Source organism: Mesorhizobium sp. M6A.T.Cr.TU.014.01.1.1 (assembly GCF_004022765.1).
Classification (GTDB): Bacteria; Pseudomonadota; Alphaproteobacteria; order Rhizobiales; family Rhizobiaceae; genus Mesorhizobium; species Mesorhizobium mediterraneum.
On sequence record NZ_RZPG01000051.1, the window covers coordinates 2,951 to 19,317 of the forward strand.

Genomic DNA, 16,367 nt, shown 5'->3' on the forward strand with positions numbered 1-16,367 from the left:
CGTAGTCGATTTCTTCGAGGTAATTCGATGCATCCGGTCGAAATGGAAAGCTGGATAGCTCCACCACATCCCATTGCACGGTGGTGCTGTCGACCTGCACCTTGAGCTTCGCCTCGTCGGCCGGAGACACATAAGTCACCTTGATGCCGGTCTCGCTCTGGAAGGGATCAATAACTGCTTGGCGGATCGCCTCCTCATACGATCCGCCGCCGGAGACTACGACAAGTGACGATTCTTGCGCCCGCAAGATGCTTGGAGCGCCAAGCGCAAGCGCCGCTCCGCCGACACCGATTCCCATTAACGCCTGACGTCGCGTCGGCCGACTGGAGTTGATGTGATACCTCATGAGCTCTCTCCCTTATGAAGACAATATCAGCATGCGATCTGCGGCTGACGTCACGCGCAACGAAGCCGACCCTGCTTCGTGATTTTCGACTACATCTTGGCTCGGGCGTTTCGCCGCATCAGAAAGAAGTCGTCCATCCCGCGCATCCCAACCGATCCTCACTTTCTCGCCGACTTGGAATCGCGGAGTGGAGGCGCGATACGCTACGGCCACAGTGAGCATTACTGGAAGGGCGGCACACAAGCGGACCTGACACTTGACAATGCTTCCCCGGTAGACGGCCTCTTGGACCACACCTTCGAATTCGTTGTCAGCGCGCGAACCGGCAGTCAGAGGAATAATCTTCTCGGGCCGGATCATGAGGGTCACTGGCCCCGTCTGGCGCTCTAATCCCTGCCACGTCGCATGTACCTGCAGGCCAGCCACTTCGACGACCGGTTCATGATCTGATTCTCCGGCCAGATGAGCGTCAAGGAAGTTGGATTCGCCGATAAAGCTCGCGACAAAGCGGGTCCGTGGATTCTCATATACCTCTTCCGGCGTTCCGATCTGCTCAACGTTCCCCTCATTCATCACCACGATCCGATCGGACATTGTGAGCGCTTCAATCTGGTCGTGGGTGACAAAGACCACGGTTGTTTCGAGAGACTTCTGCAGGTGCTTCAGTTCGAGCTGCATGTGCTCTCGGAGCTGCTTGTCAAGCGCACTGAGCGGTTCGTCCATGAGGACGACGCCTGGGCGAAACACAAGTGCGCGCGCCAAGGCAACTCGCTGTTGCTGGCCGCCGGACAGCTCGTGAGGCATGCGCCCCTCGTAGCCACTGAGCTGAACAAGAGTGAGCGCTTCCGTCACTCCGGCTCGTAGCTCGGAGCCGGATACTCCGCGCATCTTCAGCGCAAACGCGACGTTTTCGAAAACTGAGAGATGCGGAAATAACGCGTAGTTCTGGAACACGACCCCGATGTTGCGCCTATGCACCGGTAGCCCGGTTACTGGCCGAGCACCGATAAAGATCTGGCCAGCGGTTGGAGTCTCGAACCCCGCGACCATCATCAAGGTAGTCGTTTTGCCGGACCCGCTTGGCCCAAGAAATGAGACGAACTCCCCAGCCTCGATCTGAACCGACATATCGTGGACGGCTTGTACGCTACCGTACTGCTTGCAAAGCCGCTCTAGCCGCAGCGGTTCACCTCTGGACATCATCCCTCCACACGTTGCAAATAATGCAACTGCATTGCACAAATGTTGACAGGCGTATGAACGCCTGTCAACGTAAAGCTGAGGGGTCATCGATGAGATTACCCGAGTGACCGGACCGGGCGGGTTAGGACGTGCAACGCGCGCTGGAAATCTGCTGAGGATGGCGTTCGTCCTAGAAGCCTTCGACCGCGAACATCGGCGGCTAGGATATCTATGACATCAGTTTTGGTCGAAATGGCTCAGTGCAAGCCCTATCGAACACGTGCCAGACAACGCCAAAGCAACGCCCGCTTCGCAGCCGCGCAACATCGTCCCTGCTTCACGCCCGTGAATAATCTGGAGTTGAATGGCATGTCCGAAGTCTTCGTAGAGAAGTTCAAACGCGACAACCTGCGCATACCCCGCCGGACGCACCTACCGTGCTACGGCAGAATCAAGCGCAGGCTCGCCGTAGAGTCGGACCGGTACGGTGTGATAGACCAAAAAGCCTGCCTCGAGACGACGGTTGATCGTGCTCTTACCCGCGGGTTTACCGCACTTCGGCAATCCGTATTGGGCTTCCAATAGGGGGGAACCGGATGAACGTCCATAAGAATGCCCGGCTGACGCCCCCACGCCGGCCCGCAGCAGGGGTGCCAGGCTGATCGTAGCGTGCCAGTTTGTCTTTACGCGCTCGCCCGCGCTCCGGGATCAGCGAGGATGCAACGACATCGCAATGGTGGCCGAGATCGACGACCTGGTGGCCTGTCCTTTCTTTGCGAGGGCACGGCTCGGCACTCCCGAGCAATTCCCGTTTGCTTACAGTGCAAAGACTAAGCGAGTCACCCGCAGATCACGGTCATAATGTCTGGAAGATGTCTTCTGGTCGGCGCAGCAGTGGGGGGCTGGTGATAGTCGTGCCCGCAGAAGTAACGGATCGCTACAGTCACTCCGGCTATGCAAACCTAGGTGTGAAGCGGCCACGCGGTGGCCGCTCTCATTGGCTACAACTGTATGGTACAAGGCGTCACTTAACTGGCGACCCATTGGATCCAGCGCTCAACCAGCACTTCGAGGTTAGTTTTGCCAGATGGCGATTGGGCCTCCCAATATGCCAGGTCGCGGAAGAATTGTTTGTCGATGTTCTCGGGCGCGGTGGGCAGTTGGGAGGCGATTTTAGGCTCGATGTGGTTGAACGCGGCGCGATTTAGCGGACCATAAAAGACGAGCTTGCGCCTCGGCGGAGGACTGGTAGGCTGCAAACCGCATGGCCGCAGCCCTGTTTTTGGCGCCCTTCGGAACGACCCAGTAAGCCGCGCTAAGCTCCCCTTCGTTCCATTGGTAATCAAGGGGCGCCCCCTGGGCCTTGAGGTATTCCATTGTGCCATTGAATGCCGAGGCCATCGCGACCTGACGTAGTCGATTTCTTCGAGGTAATTCGATGCATCCGGTCGAAATGGAAAGCTGGATAGCTCCACCACATCCCATTGCACGGTGGTGCTGTCGACCTGCACCTTGAGCTTCGCCTCGTCGGCCGGAGACACATAAGTCACCTTGATGCCGGACTCGCTCTGGAAGGGATCAATAACTGCTTGGCGGATCGCCTCCTCATACGATCCGCCGCCGGAGACTACGACAAGTGACGATTCTTGCGCCGCAAGATGCTTGGAGCGCCAAGCGCAAGCGCCGCTCCGCCGACACCGATTCCCATTAACGCCTGACGTCGCGTCGGCCGACTGGAGTTGATGTGATACCTCATGAGCTCTCTCCCTTATGAAGACAATATCAGCATGCGATCTGCGGCTGACGTCACGCGCAACGAAGCCGACCCTGCTTCGTGATTTTCGACTACATCTTGGCTCGAGCGTTTCGCCGCATCAGAAAGAAGTCGTCCATCCCGCGCATCCCAACCGATCCTCACTTTCTCGCCGACTTGGAATCGCGGAGTGGAGGCGCGATACGCTACGGCCACAGTGAGCATTACTGGAAGGGCGGCACACAAGCGGACGTGACACTTGACAATGTTTCCCCGGTAGACGGCCTCTTGGGCCAAGCGGTTCACCTCCAAAGCACAATGTCAAAGGTGTTGCAAATAATGCAATTGTGTTGCATAGCGTGACAAGTGTACAAACGCTTGTCAAAATAAACTGATGGGATGATCGATGCGTTCTGTGATTTCGCCGAGCGACCGCGATCGAGCGGGCGGTGAGGTTAGGACCGTACAACGCGCATTAGATCTGATGAGGGTCGTGGGCGCGAGCGAAAAGCCGATCGGTGTGAATGAAATCGCGCGCCGGCTGGGAAAGCATGTCAGCGCCGTTTCGAGGACAATGGCGACGCTGGAGCACAATGGGTTCGTCGAGCGCGATGAAGAGACTGGACGGTTTGTGCTCGGAGTTGAGGTTATCGCGTTGGCGAGCAGACTTCTTGCTGAACTCGATGTGGTCCGTGTGGCGCGACCCTATCTCGAGGAACTTGCCGAGAGCACGAGAGAAACGGCCTCGCTTAGTCTTTGGAACAAGACGGAGGCTATCAACGTCGAGCATGTACTTGGCCCCGGGTCGATCAAGCACATCGCGGCGCCGGGGCGCCGCAACCCAGCGCACTGCACGGCGACTGGAAAAGCCATGCTGTCGCAGATGCCTGACTCAGCCCTGGAAGAGGTTTTGACGCTCGGCCTAGAACGCTACACGGACCGAACGATCACCGAGGTGCGCGCACTTAAACGCGAATTGCACTGCACTCGCGAGCGAGGATATGCGCTGAACATTGGAGAGTTCATTCCTGAGATCGCCGCCATCGCGGCCATCATCCACGACCGGAGGGGGAGAGTTGCGGCCGCAATTGCCGTTACGATGCCGGTTTTTCATTTTAGTCCGCAAAGTGAACAACAGCTGGCACCTCTTGTCATGAACGCGGCGGCGACCATCTCCCGGCGTTTAGGATATCGCGGCGCTCAGTCCATATCATCAGTGAAGCAAGACTGAGAACGAAAGTCGCGCCTGCGCACTCGTCCGAAAACGGCTCGCCGGCTGCATGAGCCGTTCGTCGACGTGCTCCCGAACCACCAGCACTATGGTGCCAAACGCCTTTGACGACCCTCTGGTGCAGCGTTAAAGGCGCGCATATCGCGTCATGCAGTTCTCCGGGGGCCCGATCCGTCCAAAGCCGCCAAGGAAAAGCCGGCCAAAATTGTGTAATGGGGCCCTGCGGCGGGCATAGCCGGGGGCCGCTCATCTGGCTGGCCTTGGGTATCCGCAACGCCACAGTTGGATGATTGTGCGGTTTCGACGCTCGCTCCGGTCGAATTCGCCAACATAAGCCCGAGAGCAACCATGCTGTTGCTGCGAGAAGCCGTGCGAAAACATTGTCGCATGCGCGTGCAAAGTAGTAGATGCGCTAACGAATGAAGAGAGGCCGTGCAGAACCATGCCGACGCTGTCGCCGGCCAGCACGACGTCGCAATGCGTGGCGAACAGCCGGGCGAACGGGTTGTGTAGGCCGTCAGGCAGACAAGCGGCACTTTCCCTTGCGCGCCGCAATCTCCGGCGGGTGAAAGCCTTGGCTTGTCTTGTTGCCCTCATGACGCCTCTTTCCCTTGCGTTAGTCACCGCAGGCGACGCATATGGCACATTTTTGTGCAGGTGCGAAGAACCAATTTGCAACGCACGCGAGTTGACCCGCTGACCGTTATTGGTGAGAACAAAATGCAATTGATTCAGCTACTTCTCGGCACTGCTTAGCACTTAGCGACCGATGGACGATCGCATGAAAAGGATCAGGAATGAGAGGCCCGGAGCCAAGGCCGACACAGCCAAGGCGGACCTGATCGCAGTGGTCGTTGCGGTAAGCAATAATGAACCCTGTGTCCTTACCATCGGGCCGGCGGATACCTTGCCCTCCGGTCCGCTCGCGCTCGAGCACCGCTCGCTGCAGTCGTGGTTTGAGAACGTGGGTCGAAGAGCGAACCGGCCATCCCCTGGGATATCGAGCAGCTCTACACCTTCGCCGATCGGGATCGGGCCGGCACCGAGCTTGAGCAGCGCGTCATCTCGATGAGACGGACGGCGCCCAGCCATGCGGCCACACCATTAGACGCGCCGGTCTGTCCGGTGCGTCGAGTGGCGAGAGATCATTGTCAGCCCGCAGCTCAAGATAATCGACACGTTCTTAACCGGAAGCGATCATCGCTTCCTTCGCCTCGGCAAGCACGAGCTCGGTTGGCGCTCCCGCTGACAGCCCCTCGGCGGCATCGAAGAGGATTTCGGCAAGCTTCGATGCCGCCAAGCGCTCGATGGCCGACAAGCTCATATTGCGGGAGGACAACGCTAGGCTGTCATGCCTCACCGACAGGCGGCGACCTCGATCAGATGTCGAGATCGCGGCGAGCCGGCGCACCACATGCAGCTGCTGGAATCATTCTTGCCGAAGAAGGCGAGATCGGCGCCGGAGAGGCCGTCGCTGGCGCCGCTGACCGAGATCGTCGTGGCAAAGCCTACCGGATTTCATCTCAGAGCATCTGGCGGGCAGAGAACATAAGCGCCGAGCGGGCGAGCTTGGCGGCGTCTTCATGCTCCGTTCGCGGATTGGCGGCGAGATCGGCTTGGCTGTTGAACTGCTTTGTCTTAAAGAAAGGCGTCACGATCACTCGGTCGGCACGCTCCAATGCGCGCGCACCAAGCTGAGATGGCGGCCCTTATGCAGTGCGCATATGGTCGGCACGACCGCGACCTTGAGGCCGTCTTGACGCCAGACAGCCACGGTCCTGCGCAGTTCCTCGGCGGTGCGACCGATCAGTCATGCGATCGTTCCTAACGTCCTTGAGCATGTCACCGAACACATGCTCGGCCGCTAAAGAGCGGCGCTCCTCACTCCTGCGCCATAGGCTGCGATCGCGGCGAAAGCGGCCTCTCCCAGTTCGGCGTAGCGCTTGACGAATTTGAGCCGGAAGTCGCCGAACAGGCCAGCATGTCATCGATGACCAGGATCTGCCGTCGCAGGCCGGCGAGGCGCCGGTGCCGATGGTTGGTCGCGACCACTTCCGTGATCCGGCGGGCGAGCTGCTCAGGCACCTCCTCCATGATTACCGCGAAGGCGCCTGCCTCGGGGACCGTCAACGAGTCACGCCGGATGCGATCGCCGTCCTCGCCCCTGCCCTGGACGCGGTAGTCGCCCAAGGCGCTGACCGCCAGCCCGACGTGGGCCGTCACCGGAACACGGCAGCCGGTGAGGATCGCATAGGCTTCGATGTCACGCGCGCCCACAGCCAACGCGTCAGCTAAAAGCCGTCGCCAGCCGCCTCATAGGTGACGGCGAGGTGCGCGCGAGCGGATGTTCTTTTCATCCTAGCCGTCGCGCACCGCACAGCAAAAGTGTGCTCACCGGCGCCGTCAGCGCGTTCGCGAAGCTGGCCCCAGGCCCTCACGAACCGCCAACCCAAGGCCGTCGACGCGCTCAGCCGGCATGTCTGGCGATACGCCCGGGTAACAGCGCAGCTCATAGAAACCGCGATGCCGCAGTATGCCGGTCGCAGCGCCTCGACGATTGTGAAAAGCGAGAACTCGTTCCCAGAGGGGGAGTCACGACGCTATCACCTGCCAAAAGGCATCCGGCACCTGTTGAGGGTCTCGCAAGTTGATTCCTGTGCACATCGATCAACTCTGGGCGAGCTACATGAATAAGTCCATAGCGACCTAGGTTCGGTTCTGGACGGGCTGTTGTCTGACGGAATGTCAATCGCTGCGGGCGGATTCGGTCTTTGCGGCATACCGAACTGTTGATAGGTTCGATGCGGGATTTGGGCACCAAGGCGGCTGACGATCCTGATTCCGGCCGACATGTTGAAATATTCCGGAGGGGTGGGCTTGCGAACCGGGTGGCATGAACCGTTCGACCGTGGCGAGTAGTCCTTTATCGCCTTCGCACAGCGGGGTCTCGTGGCCTCCCTGACTGCCGCCATCGTCCTTTCTACCGTCTCGCGGCCGTCTTGCTTGGAAGGCGGCTGTCCCTCGCTCCAAGCATCCGCGAGAGACCATCACAGCTGCAAGGTCGACGTTTCATCCTATCGCGCAGCTGATTCGGCTGGCTGGTTCTGGGCTGTGCATTGCAAGTCGTCGGCCGCGCAGGAAGTGCGGGCGATGCTAACGGCGCGCATGCCGCGGTCAGGATCTGGATTCATTTGCATACATTCTCGAGCATGAGGGCGAGTTCGAACAGCTTGGCATCGGAGCCGGGCGCGCCAACAATCTGCACAGAGACAGGGAGGCCGCCGCTCGGCGAGGTTACCGGCAGCACTATCGTGGGCGCGCCTACCAGGTTAAAGAAGGAAGTGAACATAGTCAGCGCATTGCCAAGCGGAATAGTCTGCCCGGCAATGTCCACGTTGACGGTCCCGACCTGCGGCGCTGTAATCGGACAGGTCGGTGTCAGCAGGACGTCGAACGTCTGCATGGTCTGCGCAAATGCTCGCCTGTAAGTACCTAGCACGCGCTTACACTGGATGTAGTTTTCTGCAGACAGGAACTTGCCTAGCACCATGCCGCCACGGATGTCGGCACCGAATCGACGCCTGGCGCTGGCGAGATTGGGGCCGTGATACGTAAGAGCCTCGGCGAGCTGAATTGTCAGCGAGACTGTACGGGCCTCGGACTGGTCTGGGAGCTCGATCGCGCCGAAAGTGGCTCCGGACCGTCGCATTTGCGCCTTGGTCGCGAGGAACGCGTCGCGCACCGACGCCTCGCAATTTTCCTCACAGCCCTCGATCAAGGCAACCCTCAGCGCCGCGCCGGGTGACGTCGCCGGCGGGAGCTTCGCGATTTGCCTGACGACAAGCTCCAGATCCTCGACGGATGTCGCGAGTACGCCCGCATGGTCCAGTGACCAACAATAGGGGATGACGCCGTCGAGACTGATCAGGCCGTAGCTCGGCTTGTACCCGGCGATGCCACAGAGCGCGGCCGGAACACGAACCGAGCCGCCCGTATCCGTGCCAAGTGCGAACGGCACGATGCCCGCCGCGACAGCTGCCGCGGAGCCGCTGCTCGAGCCGCCGGCGAGCCTTGTCTCGTCATGTGGGTTGACGACCGTTCCAGCCCAGCGGTTCTCGCCGGTCGCGCCATAGGCGAATTCGTGGAGATTGGTCTTGCCGATCAGGGTCGCTCCCGCTGCGTCGAGCATGCAAATAGCCGCCGCCGACCTGTCTGGGACATTGTTCTCTAGCACCCTGCTGCCGCCGGTGGTCCGAATGCCGCGCGTTTCGAACATGTCCTTCGCGGCATAAGGAATCCCGTCAAGCGGGCCTAGGACGCTGCCTGCCCTTCGGCGTGCATCGGCCTTCCCCGCCTGGGCGAGAGCATGGTCGGCGGCCACCGTAATGAAGCTGCGCAGCGAGGGATTGGTCCGTTCGGCCGCAGCGATACATTCCCTGGCAATCTCGACCGCAGACCGGTTGCCGCCCTCGAGTGCGGCCGCGATAGTCTTGATTGGCCTCCACTTAGTCATGGCCAGAGTCTGATGCTTGCTCTACGGCGTCCGGCGCGACTTGGCCCAGATCTGCGGCGACGATTATGCGCAAATCCTTGAGCAAGCTCTCGAAGCTAGTGATGACTCCGAAGCGGGGGGTGACCAATTGCTCAAGATCCTCATTGGCCCATAAGCTGTCAAAAAACTCGATGTTAACGGACTTCAGGGTCTCCAGACGCGGTTTTGCCATCGTTCCTCTCTCGCCACGGCAAGGCCGCGCGGATACTCCGCGAGGTGGTAAACCCCAGTCTTCGTACGCTAGGCTCAGAGCATTTCGCATGAGGGTGCAGAGATGTAGCAGGACGCGTAGATATAACCGGTCGTGCGCTCTAGGCGATCCTCCATGCCGAGCTTGGCCATAGCCTTCAGGATTGCCCGCCGTTCCGTTGGTGTGGAGAAGCGGCGCTGGCGTTGTCTGAACCGGTCTACGAGCTTGGTTTCCAACGCGAAACCCCGAAGAGCCGCGGCAATAGCGTCATAACTGAAGGGATGCATTGCAAAGACGACGACCCACGGGCGTGACGTCGCCGAGGCGTCATACACGCGTGCAAAGGTTCGCTCCGTGGCATAACCCACACAGCCTGTGCTGATGATGATGTCCGCATCCGCGAGGGCGCAACGTTCATTGACGGTCAAGTCACGGTTTTCCAAATCAGCCGTAATGCCAGCCTCCAGCAGGCCCAGATTCTGTGCATATCTAACAGCCCGGAACGATGGATCCACGCCGACGAACTGGATGTCGTCACGGAGGCCGCGATCGCGAAAGAAAGCGCGGTGCTCGATCACCTGTCGGCGCGAGAGCGATCCGCTGGGTTCCAGATAGGCAGCATACAGATCGTCGAGGTCGAGATCGGTGCGCAGCAAAGCAGCGTTGATGCCATAGGAGCAACCGACATCGATGATCTTCAACCTAGACTTGTTTCGAACGCGTCGATAATCGGCGAATATCCTTTCGAAGACTGGCTCGGCCCGATCCGGAATCATATAGTCCAAGGCCAAATGCGCGCGAAAATAGGCATGCGGCCACTTGCGATTATAGGCTGCCGTGAAATCGTGCTTCGTCCCCTGAATGCTGCCGTGCACTGTACTTGCTGGCGCCATTTGTCCACCTTATTGCCCCGTGCCCTTGGGTCGCAGTCGACGATCAAGATAGTTCTGTCTGAAGCTGACAGGGCGGCGAGCGTATTTTTGGGAGGTGCGGATTTACCGATATCCCCCTTCCACAGAATGCGACCTGACACGGACCTGACATGTTGCTTTCCTTCCTTCGTTCCATCGATCGCGATGCGACCCACGACATGAATATCGGTTGGCAGCCTCTGCCGCCTCTTGACGAAGGAGCTCAAAAGTCGTGCCAAGTGCGCAGAAAGAGCCACAGAAAGAATTTTTCGCTTATTGATCAATATCTTACCAGAGTGCGGCAGGACACCAACCCGAACACTACCGTGTCTCGTACTCGACAACCCCGATAGTAGATACCGATTGCCCGGCGGGAACTCAGATGGATTTACGACCGCCGCGATCTTGCCGAGCCCGCGCTCAACCACTGGCAGGGCAAAACCCGACCGGGTTGAAGAACGATCGAGGGAGACTTTCTCTTTCTAACGGCTGCTGCGCAGCTCGCCTAGTTTCCGTCCACAACCGCACATCTTCGTTGACAGGCACTTACGCTGTCGAGAAGCGATCGTAGGGCATGGACGGGGAAGAGCGCGCCGGTTTGTGGCGAAAACGACGCCACGGGCGCCGTGGCGCGCACGCCGCGAGACCGGCGTTGGACCGGCGCCACGCATTCCAAACGGCTGACCGGCGTCAGCTTGGTTTTCAGGCGGGAGAAGAGGACGAGGTTGGGGGATCGCGAGGCAGGCGCCTGTACCGCTGCTATGATACGACCTGCGGATGCCCGATTGGCTGGCGGCCGACATTGGGGACGTCGACATCCTGGCCGGTCGCGATGATCGAGCGGCGGATGGCGCGCGTGCGGGTGAAGAGACCGAACAGCTTGTCGCCTTCGCCCCAGCGGATCGCCCGCTGCAGGGAGGCGAAATCTTCCGAAAAGCGCGCCAGCATTTCTAGGATCGCGTCGCGGTTGTGCAGGCACACGTCGCGCCACATTGTGGGGTCGGAAGCCGCGAGGCGAGTGAAATCGCGGAAGCCGGAGGCCGAATATTCGATGACATTGCTCTTTGTGACCGTCTCCAGGCCGTCCGCCGTGCCGACAATGTTGTAGGCAATGATGTGCGGCAGGTGCGAGACGATCGCCAGCGTCATGTCGTGGTGCTGCGGGTCCATCGTTCGATGTTAGAGCCGCAACGGCGCCAGAATTCGGAGAGCTTCTCCAGCGGCGGGGTCGGGGCCTTCAAACGGCGGGAAGATGCACCAGCGGTTCTCGAACAGTTCGGCAAAACCCGCATCAGGGCCTGACTTCTCTGTGCCGGCCAGCGGATGGCCGGGGATGAAGTGTACGCCCTCCGGCATGAAGCGCTGCATCTGAGCGATCACGGAGGCCTTGGTGGAGCCGACATCGGTCAGGATAGCGCCCTTTTTGAGCGCCGGTGCGATCTCCTCAGCCACGGCGCCGGAAGCACCGACGGACTCTGAGACGATGACGAGGTCGGCCCCGCGCACCGCCTCATTCGCGCCAGGCATGTTGACGCCCTTGTTCGCTCACCGGCATCGAGCGATGGAGCGCGTCCTTCGGATCGACCGAGCGGCAAGGCACTCCGGCGGATCGGCATTGTTCTGCACCATGCGATGGCAGCCGCGATCGGGATCGTCTCGTGTTTGCCGCCAAGGGCGCGCTCTAGATTCGCAGCGCTGGAACAGGCGTCCTCTTCGTTACTACAATAGCGGTCGTCACGGTCGCTCTGACGCGAGAGGTCATCCGACTGGGCGCGCCTTCACCGATGCCCTGCCCGCCGGGAGCGCGATTCTCCATTTCCTGGATTCCGCGCCATCTTGGTCGGCAAATCGATGACTCTGCGAAACGTATCACAGGTTGCTGCCGACCGGGAGCGCCGATCGACACGCCGGAATCGTGCAGCGGGGGCCGAGCTCAGGCTCGCATTCCCTGCAATACCGCACCACCACCGAGGAACCCGCCAATTCAGTCGCATAACAGATCCTGCAAATAAATTTACAGAACCTTAGCGATCGGAAATCGCTGACGATGTTACTTGAGCCTGAGATCAGGCACGGCTGAAAGAGCTAGCGCCGATTTACGCCTCGCACCACCGCATAGCACAACATCGGAGTCAGCACCCAATGGCAAGAAGAGCACTCATCGTGGTTGAAGGCACAAGGAGCAACGGTCTGCTATACGTGAAAGCAGCCCAGCGTCTTGGGCTTCATCCAATTACCTTGTCTGCCGATCCAACTCAGCACGACTACCTTGCGGCGGAAGGCATTGAGGTAGTCCGTGTCGATACAAACAATCTCGATGCGCTAATCCGCGAATGTTCTCGGCTACGTGCGACCTATGACATTGCTGGCATTACGAGCGCTGACGAGGCGGTCTATGCGACAGTTGGCAAGCTCTGCCGGCACTTCGACCTACCCGGACCGAACCCCACATCCGTCGAACGATGCTGCGACAAATTCACTCAATGTCAGCTCCTCGCGGAGGCCGGCGTCCCAATACCTGCTTATCGCTTGGCAACGGATGCGGCGGGCGTGGAAAGCGCTGCCGCGGAGATTGGCCTGCCGGTGGTTCTTAAGCCAGTCGTAGGCCGCGGCAGCAGCGGTGTCCGATTGTGTCGCAATGTCGACGAATTAACCGAGCATATCGCCTATCTGTTGGGCGGGGAGAACATGTGGCGTTCATCGCCGGAGATACTGGTCGAAGAATTTGCACAAGGCCCCTATTATTGCGCTCAGCTAATGGGAGATAAGGTTGTTGGGATTGGCACTGCTGACTTCGGCCCCCCGCCGCATTTCGTCTTTTATGGGGGTATTTTTCCGGCGCCGCTGACTGATGACGAGCATAGGCGTATCGTTGATGTTTCGCTGAGCTGTTTGCGAGCTCTCGACCTAGGCTGGGGGCCGACGAACATTGAATTCCGGTGGACCAAGCGTGGGCCGGTCGTCATTGAAGTCAATCCGCGTCTTTCCGGCGGCCCTCACTCGATTCAGGCGGCTTATGGTATCGATCTCATCACCGAGCACATCAAGCTTGTCATCGGCGAGGAATGGAATTTGCACAGAAGGCACTCGTACATTGCGGCCTGGCGAATCCTACTTCCTGATCGCGATGGCATCCTCGAGTGGATCGGAGATGAGAGACGGGCGGCTGCTGTACCAGGTATTGTCGACATTACATTGTACGTTAAACCCAAGACGCCGATCGTCAGGAAAGGCGATTACCGAGACTCTTTGGGATATATCATCGCTGTTTCACCCCGCCGAGCTCGGACCGAGGCTATACTTCAGCGCGCCGTCGAGTTGATTGATTGGTCGATCGCGCCGTTTCCGACCCTGGGCGAACAGGAAAAATCAGCCATCCCTCACCTCCCCCGCAGCGGCGCTGGCGGCGAGATGTAAGAGGTGAGGATCGCCGAATAGTGGTGCAATCGAGAGCAGGAGAGGGACGGGCGTTTTTTCGGGATCGTCGGCCTGGACGAGATCAAAATGCCCGTCCGCAAGCGGTCGACGATTATCTCATGGCGCGCGGTGGCTACGGTTTCTCCATTGCGCTGCGGATACCGGCGGAACCGAAGAACCCAATCGCGGCGGCGTAGTCACCGAATTCACCGAATTCCGAATTATGTCGAAACCCCTATTTGAAAAGATCGCTTTGGCCGGCATCGGTCTGATCGGCTCTTCGTTGGCGCGCGTCATCTGCCGCGAGCGGCTGGCCGGCCATATCGCCATTGCAACTCGTAGCGCGGAGACCCTGAAGCGCGCCAAGGAACTGAAGCTTGGCGACGGCTACACGACTGGCGCGAATGAGGCGGTGCGCGGGGCCGACCTCGTCATCGTCTCAGAGTCCGTCGGTGCTTCCGGCGCCGTGGCTGAGGAGATCGCACCGGCGCTCAAAAAGGGCGCTATCCTGACCGATGTCGGCTCCACCAAGGCCTCCGTGATCGCTCAGATGCAGCGCTTCATGCCGGAGGGCGTACACTTCATCCCCGGCCATCCGCTGGCCGGCACAGAGAAGTCAGGCCCTGATGCGGGTTTTGCCGAACTGTTCGAGAACCGCTGGTGCATCTTCACGCCGCTGGAAGCCCCCGCCCCCGCCGCTGGAGAAGCTCTCCGAATTCTGGCGCCGTTGCGGCTCTAACATCGAACGATGGACCCGCAGCACCACGACATGACGCTGGCGATCGTCTCGCACCTGCCGCACATCATTGCCTACAACATTGTCGGCACGGCGGACGGCCTGGAGACGGTCACAAAGAGCAATGTCATCGAATATTCGGCCTCCGGCTTCCGCGATTTCACTCGCCTCGCGGCTTCCGACCCCACAATGTGGCGCGACGTGTGCCTGCACAGCCGCGACGCGATCCTAGAAATGCTGGCGCGCTTTTCGGAAGATTTCGCCTCCCTGCAGCGGGCGATCCGCTGGGGCGAAGGCGACAAGCTGTTCGGTCTCTTCACCCGCACGCGCGCCATCCGCCGCTCGATCATCGCGACCGGCCAGGATGTCGACGTCCCCAATGTCGGCCGCCAGCCAATCGGGCATCCGCAGGTCGTATCATAGCAGCGGTACAGGCGCCTGCCTCGCGATCCCCCAACCTCGTCCTCTTCACCCGCCTGAAAACCAAGCTGACGCCGGTCAGCCGTTTGGAATGCGTGGCGCCGGTCCAACGCCGGTCTCGCGGCGTGCGCGCCACGGCGCCCGTGGCGTCGTTTTCGCCACAAACCGGCGCGCTCTTCCCCGTCCATGCCCTACGATCGCTTCTCGACAGCGTAAGTGCCTGTCAACGAAGATGTGCGGTTGTGGACGGAAACTAGGCGAGCTGCGCAGCAGCCGTTAGAAAGAGAAAGTCTCCCTCGATCGTTCTTCAACCCGGTCGGGTTTTGCCCTGCCAGTGGTTGAGCGCGGGCTCGGCAAGATCGCGGCGGTCGTAAATCCATCTGAGTTCCCGCCGGGCAATCGGTATCTACTATCGGGGTTGTCGAGTACGAGACACGGTAGTGTTCGGGTTGGTGTCCTGCCGCACTCTGGTAAGATATTGATCAATAAGCGAAAAATTCTTTCTGTGGCTCTTTCTGCGCACTTGGCACGACTTTTGAGCTCCTTCGTCAAGAGGCGGCAGAGGCTGCCAACCGATATTCATGTCGTGGGTCGCATCGCGATCGATGGAACGAAGGAAGGAAAGCAACATGTCAGGTCCGTGTCAGGTCGCATTCTGTGGAAGGGGGATATCGGTAAATCCGCACCTCCCAAAAATACGCTCGCCGCCCTGTCAGCTTCAGACAGAACTATCTTGATCGTCGACTGCGACCCAAGGGCACGGGGCAATAAGGTGGACAAATGGCGCCAGCAAGTACAGTGCACGGCAGCATTCAGGGGACGAAGCACGATTTCACGGCAGCCTATAATCGCAAGTGGCCGCATGCCTATTTTCGCGCGCATTTGGCCTTGGACTATATGATTCCGGATCGGGCCGAGCCAGTCTTCGAAAGGATATTCGCCGATTATCGACGCGTTCGAAACAAGTCTAGGTTGAAGATCATCGATGTCGGTTGCTCCTATGGCATCAACGCTGCTTTGCTGCGCACCGATCTCGACCTCGACGATCTGTATGCTGCCTATCTGGAACCCAGCGGATCGCTCTCGCGCCGACAGGTGATCGAGCACCGCGCTTTCTTTCGCGATCGCGGCCTCCGTGACGACATCCAGTTCGTCGGCGTGGATCCATCGTTCCGGGCTGTTAGATATGCACAGAATCTGGGCCTGCTGGAGGCTGGCATTACGGCTGATTTGGAAAACCGTGACTTGACCGTCAATGAACGTTGCGCCCTCGCGGATGCGGACATCATCATCAGCACAGGCTGTGTGGGTTATGCCACGGAGCGAACCTTTGCACGCGTGTATGACGCCTCGGCGACGTCACGCCCGTGGGTCGTCGTCTTTGCAATGCATCCCTTCAGTTATGACGCTATTGCCGCGGCTCTTCGGGGTTTCGCGTTGGAAACCAAGCTCGTAGACCGGTTCAGACAACGCCAGCGCCGCTTCTCCACACCAACGGAACGGCGGGCAATCCTGAAGGCTATGGCCAAGCTCGGCATGGAGGATCGCCTAGAGCGCACGACCGGTTATATCTACGCGTCCTGCTACATCTCTGCACCCTCATGCGAAATGCTCTGAGCCTAGCGTACG

At 59.6% G+C, this 16,367-nt stretch carries 10 protein-coding genes and 6 pseudogenes; 5 read left to right on the forward strand and 11 right to left on the reverse strand.

Features of this window, described 5'->3' with window-relative positions:
* The 3 genes and pseudogenes from EN885_RS33750 to EN885_RS34520 all read right to left on the reverse strand — a co-directional run.
* Window positions 1-346, reverse strand: a pseudogene (locus EN885_RS33750) (hypothetical protein); the annotation flags it as partial.
* 12 nt (window positions 347-358) lie between these two features.
* Window positions 359-1,546, reverse strand: a complete 1,188-nt coding sequence (locus tag EN885_RS32375; protein WP_126063848.1) for an ABC transporter ATP-binding protein — start codon at window positions 1,544-1,546, stop codon at window positions 359-361.
* A gap of 1,010 nt (window positions 1,547-2,556) precedes the next feature.
* Window positions 2,557-3,069, reverse strand: coding sequence for a hypothetical protein (locus EN885_RS34520; protein WP_128244349.1), 513 nt, complete (start codon window positions 3,067-3,069; stop codon window positions 2,557-2,559).
* Window positions 3,070-3,687: 618 nt separating this feature from the next.
* Between EN885_RS34520 and EN885_RS32395 the strand changes: the two genes are divergently transcribed.
* Window positions 3,688-4,512: an IclR family transcriptional regulator gene (locus EN885_RS32395; RefSeq protein ID WP_128244352.1), complete on the forward strand. Its 825-nt coding sequence runs from the start codon at window positions 3,688-3,690 to the stop codon at window positions 4,510-4,512.
* 420 nt (window positions 4,513-4,932) lie between these two features.
* Here the strand turns inward: EN885_RS32395 and EN885_RS34525 are convergent.
* A pseudogene (locus tag EN885_RS34525) lies at window positions 4,933-5,068 on the reverse strand (3-methyl-2-oxobutanoate hydroxymethyltransferase); the annotation flags it as partial.
* A gap of 225 nt (window positions 5,069-5,293) precedes the next feature.
* On the opposite strand from EN885_RS34525, the pseudogene EN885_RS34530 reads away from it, so the two are divergent.
* A pseudogene (locus tag EN885_RS34530) lies at window positions 5,294-5,583 on the forward strand (hypothetical protein); the annotation flags it as partial.
* Window positions 5,584-5,695: 112 nt separating this feature from the next.
* On the opposite strand, the gene EN885_RS34915 reads toward EN885_RS34530, so the two are convergent.
* From EN885_RS34915 to EN885_RS32440, 7 genes and pseudogenes are all read right to left on the reverse strand, one after another.
* Window positions 5,696-5,926, reverse strand: a complete 231-nt coding sequence (locus EN885_RS34915; protein ID WP_348631658.1) for a pantoate--beta-alanine ligase — start codon at window positions 5,924-5,926, stop codon at window positions 5,696-5,698.
* Between the two features lie 109 nt (window positions 5,927-6,035).
* Window positions 6,036-6,191 carry a pantoate--beta-alanine ligase gene (locus EN885_RS34920; protein ID WP_348631659.1) on the reverse strand — a complete coding sequence of 52 codons (156 nt, stop codon included), beginning with the start codon at window positions 6,189-6,191 and terminating at the stop codon, window positions 6,036-6,038.
* 162 nt (window positions 6,192-6,353) lie between these two features.
* Window positions 6,354-6,741: pseudogene (locus EN885_RS32415) on the reverse strand (3-methyl-2-oxobutanoate hydroxymethyltransferase); the annotation flags it as partial.
* A 958-nt stretch (window positions 6,742-7,699) separates the two neighbouring features.
* Window positions 7,700-9,025, reverse strand: a complete 1,326-nt coding sequence (locus EN885_RS32425) for an amidase (protein WP_128244353.1) — start codon at window positions 9,023-9,025, stop codon at window positions 7,700-7,702.
* On the reverse strand, window positions 9,018-9,236 hold the full coding sequence (locus tag EN885_RS32430; RefSeq protein ID WP_126063843.1) for a hypothetical protein: 219 nt from the start codon (window positions 9,234-9,236) through the stop codon (window positions 9,018-9,020). Before EN885_RS32430 ends, EN885_RS32425 begins: the two co-directional genes overlap by 8 nt.
* Before the next feature lie 74 nt (window positions 9,237-9,310).
* The gene (locus EN885_RS32435; RefSeq protein ID WP_245493189.1) at window positions 9,311-10,147 is read right to left on the reverse strand and encodes a hypothetical protein; all 837 of its coding nucleotides are present in this window, start codon (window positions 10,145-10,147) and stop codon (window positions 9,311-9,313) included.
* A gap of 777 nt (window positions 10,148-10,924) precedes the next feature.
* Window positions 10,925-11,677, reverse strand: a pseudogene (locus tag EN885_RS32440) (prephenate/arogenate dehydrogenase family protein); the annotation flags it as partial.
* 630 nt (window positions 11,678-12,307) lie between these two features.
* Between EN885_RS32440 and EN885_RS32445 the strand changes: the two are divergent.
* From EN885_RS32445 to EN885_RS32455, 3 genes and pseudogenes are all read left to right on the forward strand, one after another.
* Window positions 12,308-13,582 carry an acetyl-CoA carboxylase biotin carboxylase subunit family protein gene (locus EN885_RS32445; RefSeq protein ID WP_126063842.1) on the forward strand — a complete coding sequence of 425 codons (1,275 nt, stop codon included), beginning with the start codon at window positions 12,308-12,310 and terminating at the stop codon, window positions 13,580-13,582.
* Window positions 13,583-13,805: 223 nt separating this feature from the next.
* Window positions 13,806-14,741 (forward strand): annotated as a pseudogene (locus tag EN885_RS32450) (prephenate/arogenate dehydrogenase family protein).
* A 777-nt stretch (window positions 14,742-15,518) separates the two neighbouring features.
* Complete coding sequence (locus EN885_RS32455) at window positions 15,519-16,355, forward strand: hypothetical protein (RefSeq protein WP_245493189.1); 837 nt, start codon at window positions 15,519-15,521, stop codon at window positions 16,353-16,355.
* Window positions 16,356-16,367: the final 12 nt, after the last annotated feature.

What these genes read in the sequence shown, in the direction of transcription:
- EN885_RS32375 (WP_126063848.1), bottom strand. Translation starts at nt 1,546, where the DNA reads ATGTCCAGAGGTGAACCGCTGCGGCTAGAGCGGCTTTGCAAGCAGTAC.
- EN885_RS32435 (WP_245493189.1), bottom strand. Translation starts at nt 10,147, where the DNA reads ATGGCGCCAGCAAGTACAGTGCACGGCAGCATTCAGGGGACGAAGCAC.
- EN885_RS32425 (WP_128244353.1), bottom strand. Translation starts at nt 9,025, where the DNA reads ATGACTAAGTGGAGGCCAATCAAGACTATCGCGGCCGCACTCGAGGGC.
- EN885_RS32455 (WP_245493189.1), top strand. Translation starts at nt 15,519, where the DNA reads ATGGCGCCAGCAAGTACAGTGCACGGCAGCATTCAGGGGACGAAGCAC.
- EN885_RS32395 (WP_128244352.1), top strand. Translation starts at nt 3,688, where the DNA reads ATGCGTTCTGTGATTTCGCCGAGCGACCGCGATCGAGCGGGCGGTGAG.
- EN885_RS32445 (WP_126063842.1), top strand. Translation starts at nt 12,308, where the DNA reads ATGGCAAGAAGAGCACTCATCGTGGTTGAAGGCACAAGGAGCAACGGT.
- EN885_RS32430 (WP_126063843.1), bottom strand. Translation starts at nt 9,236, where the DNA reads ATGGCAAAACCGCGTCTGGAGACCCTGAAGTCCGTTAACATCGAGTTT.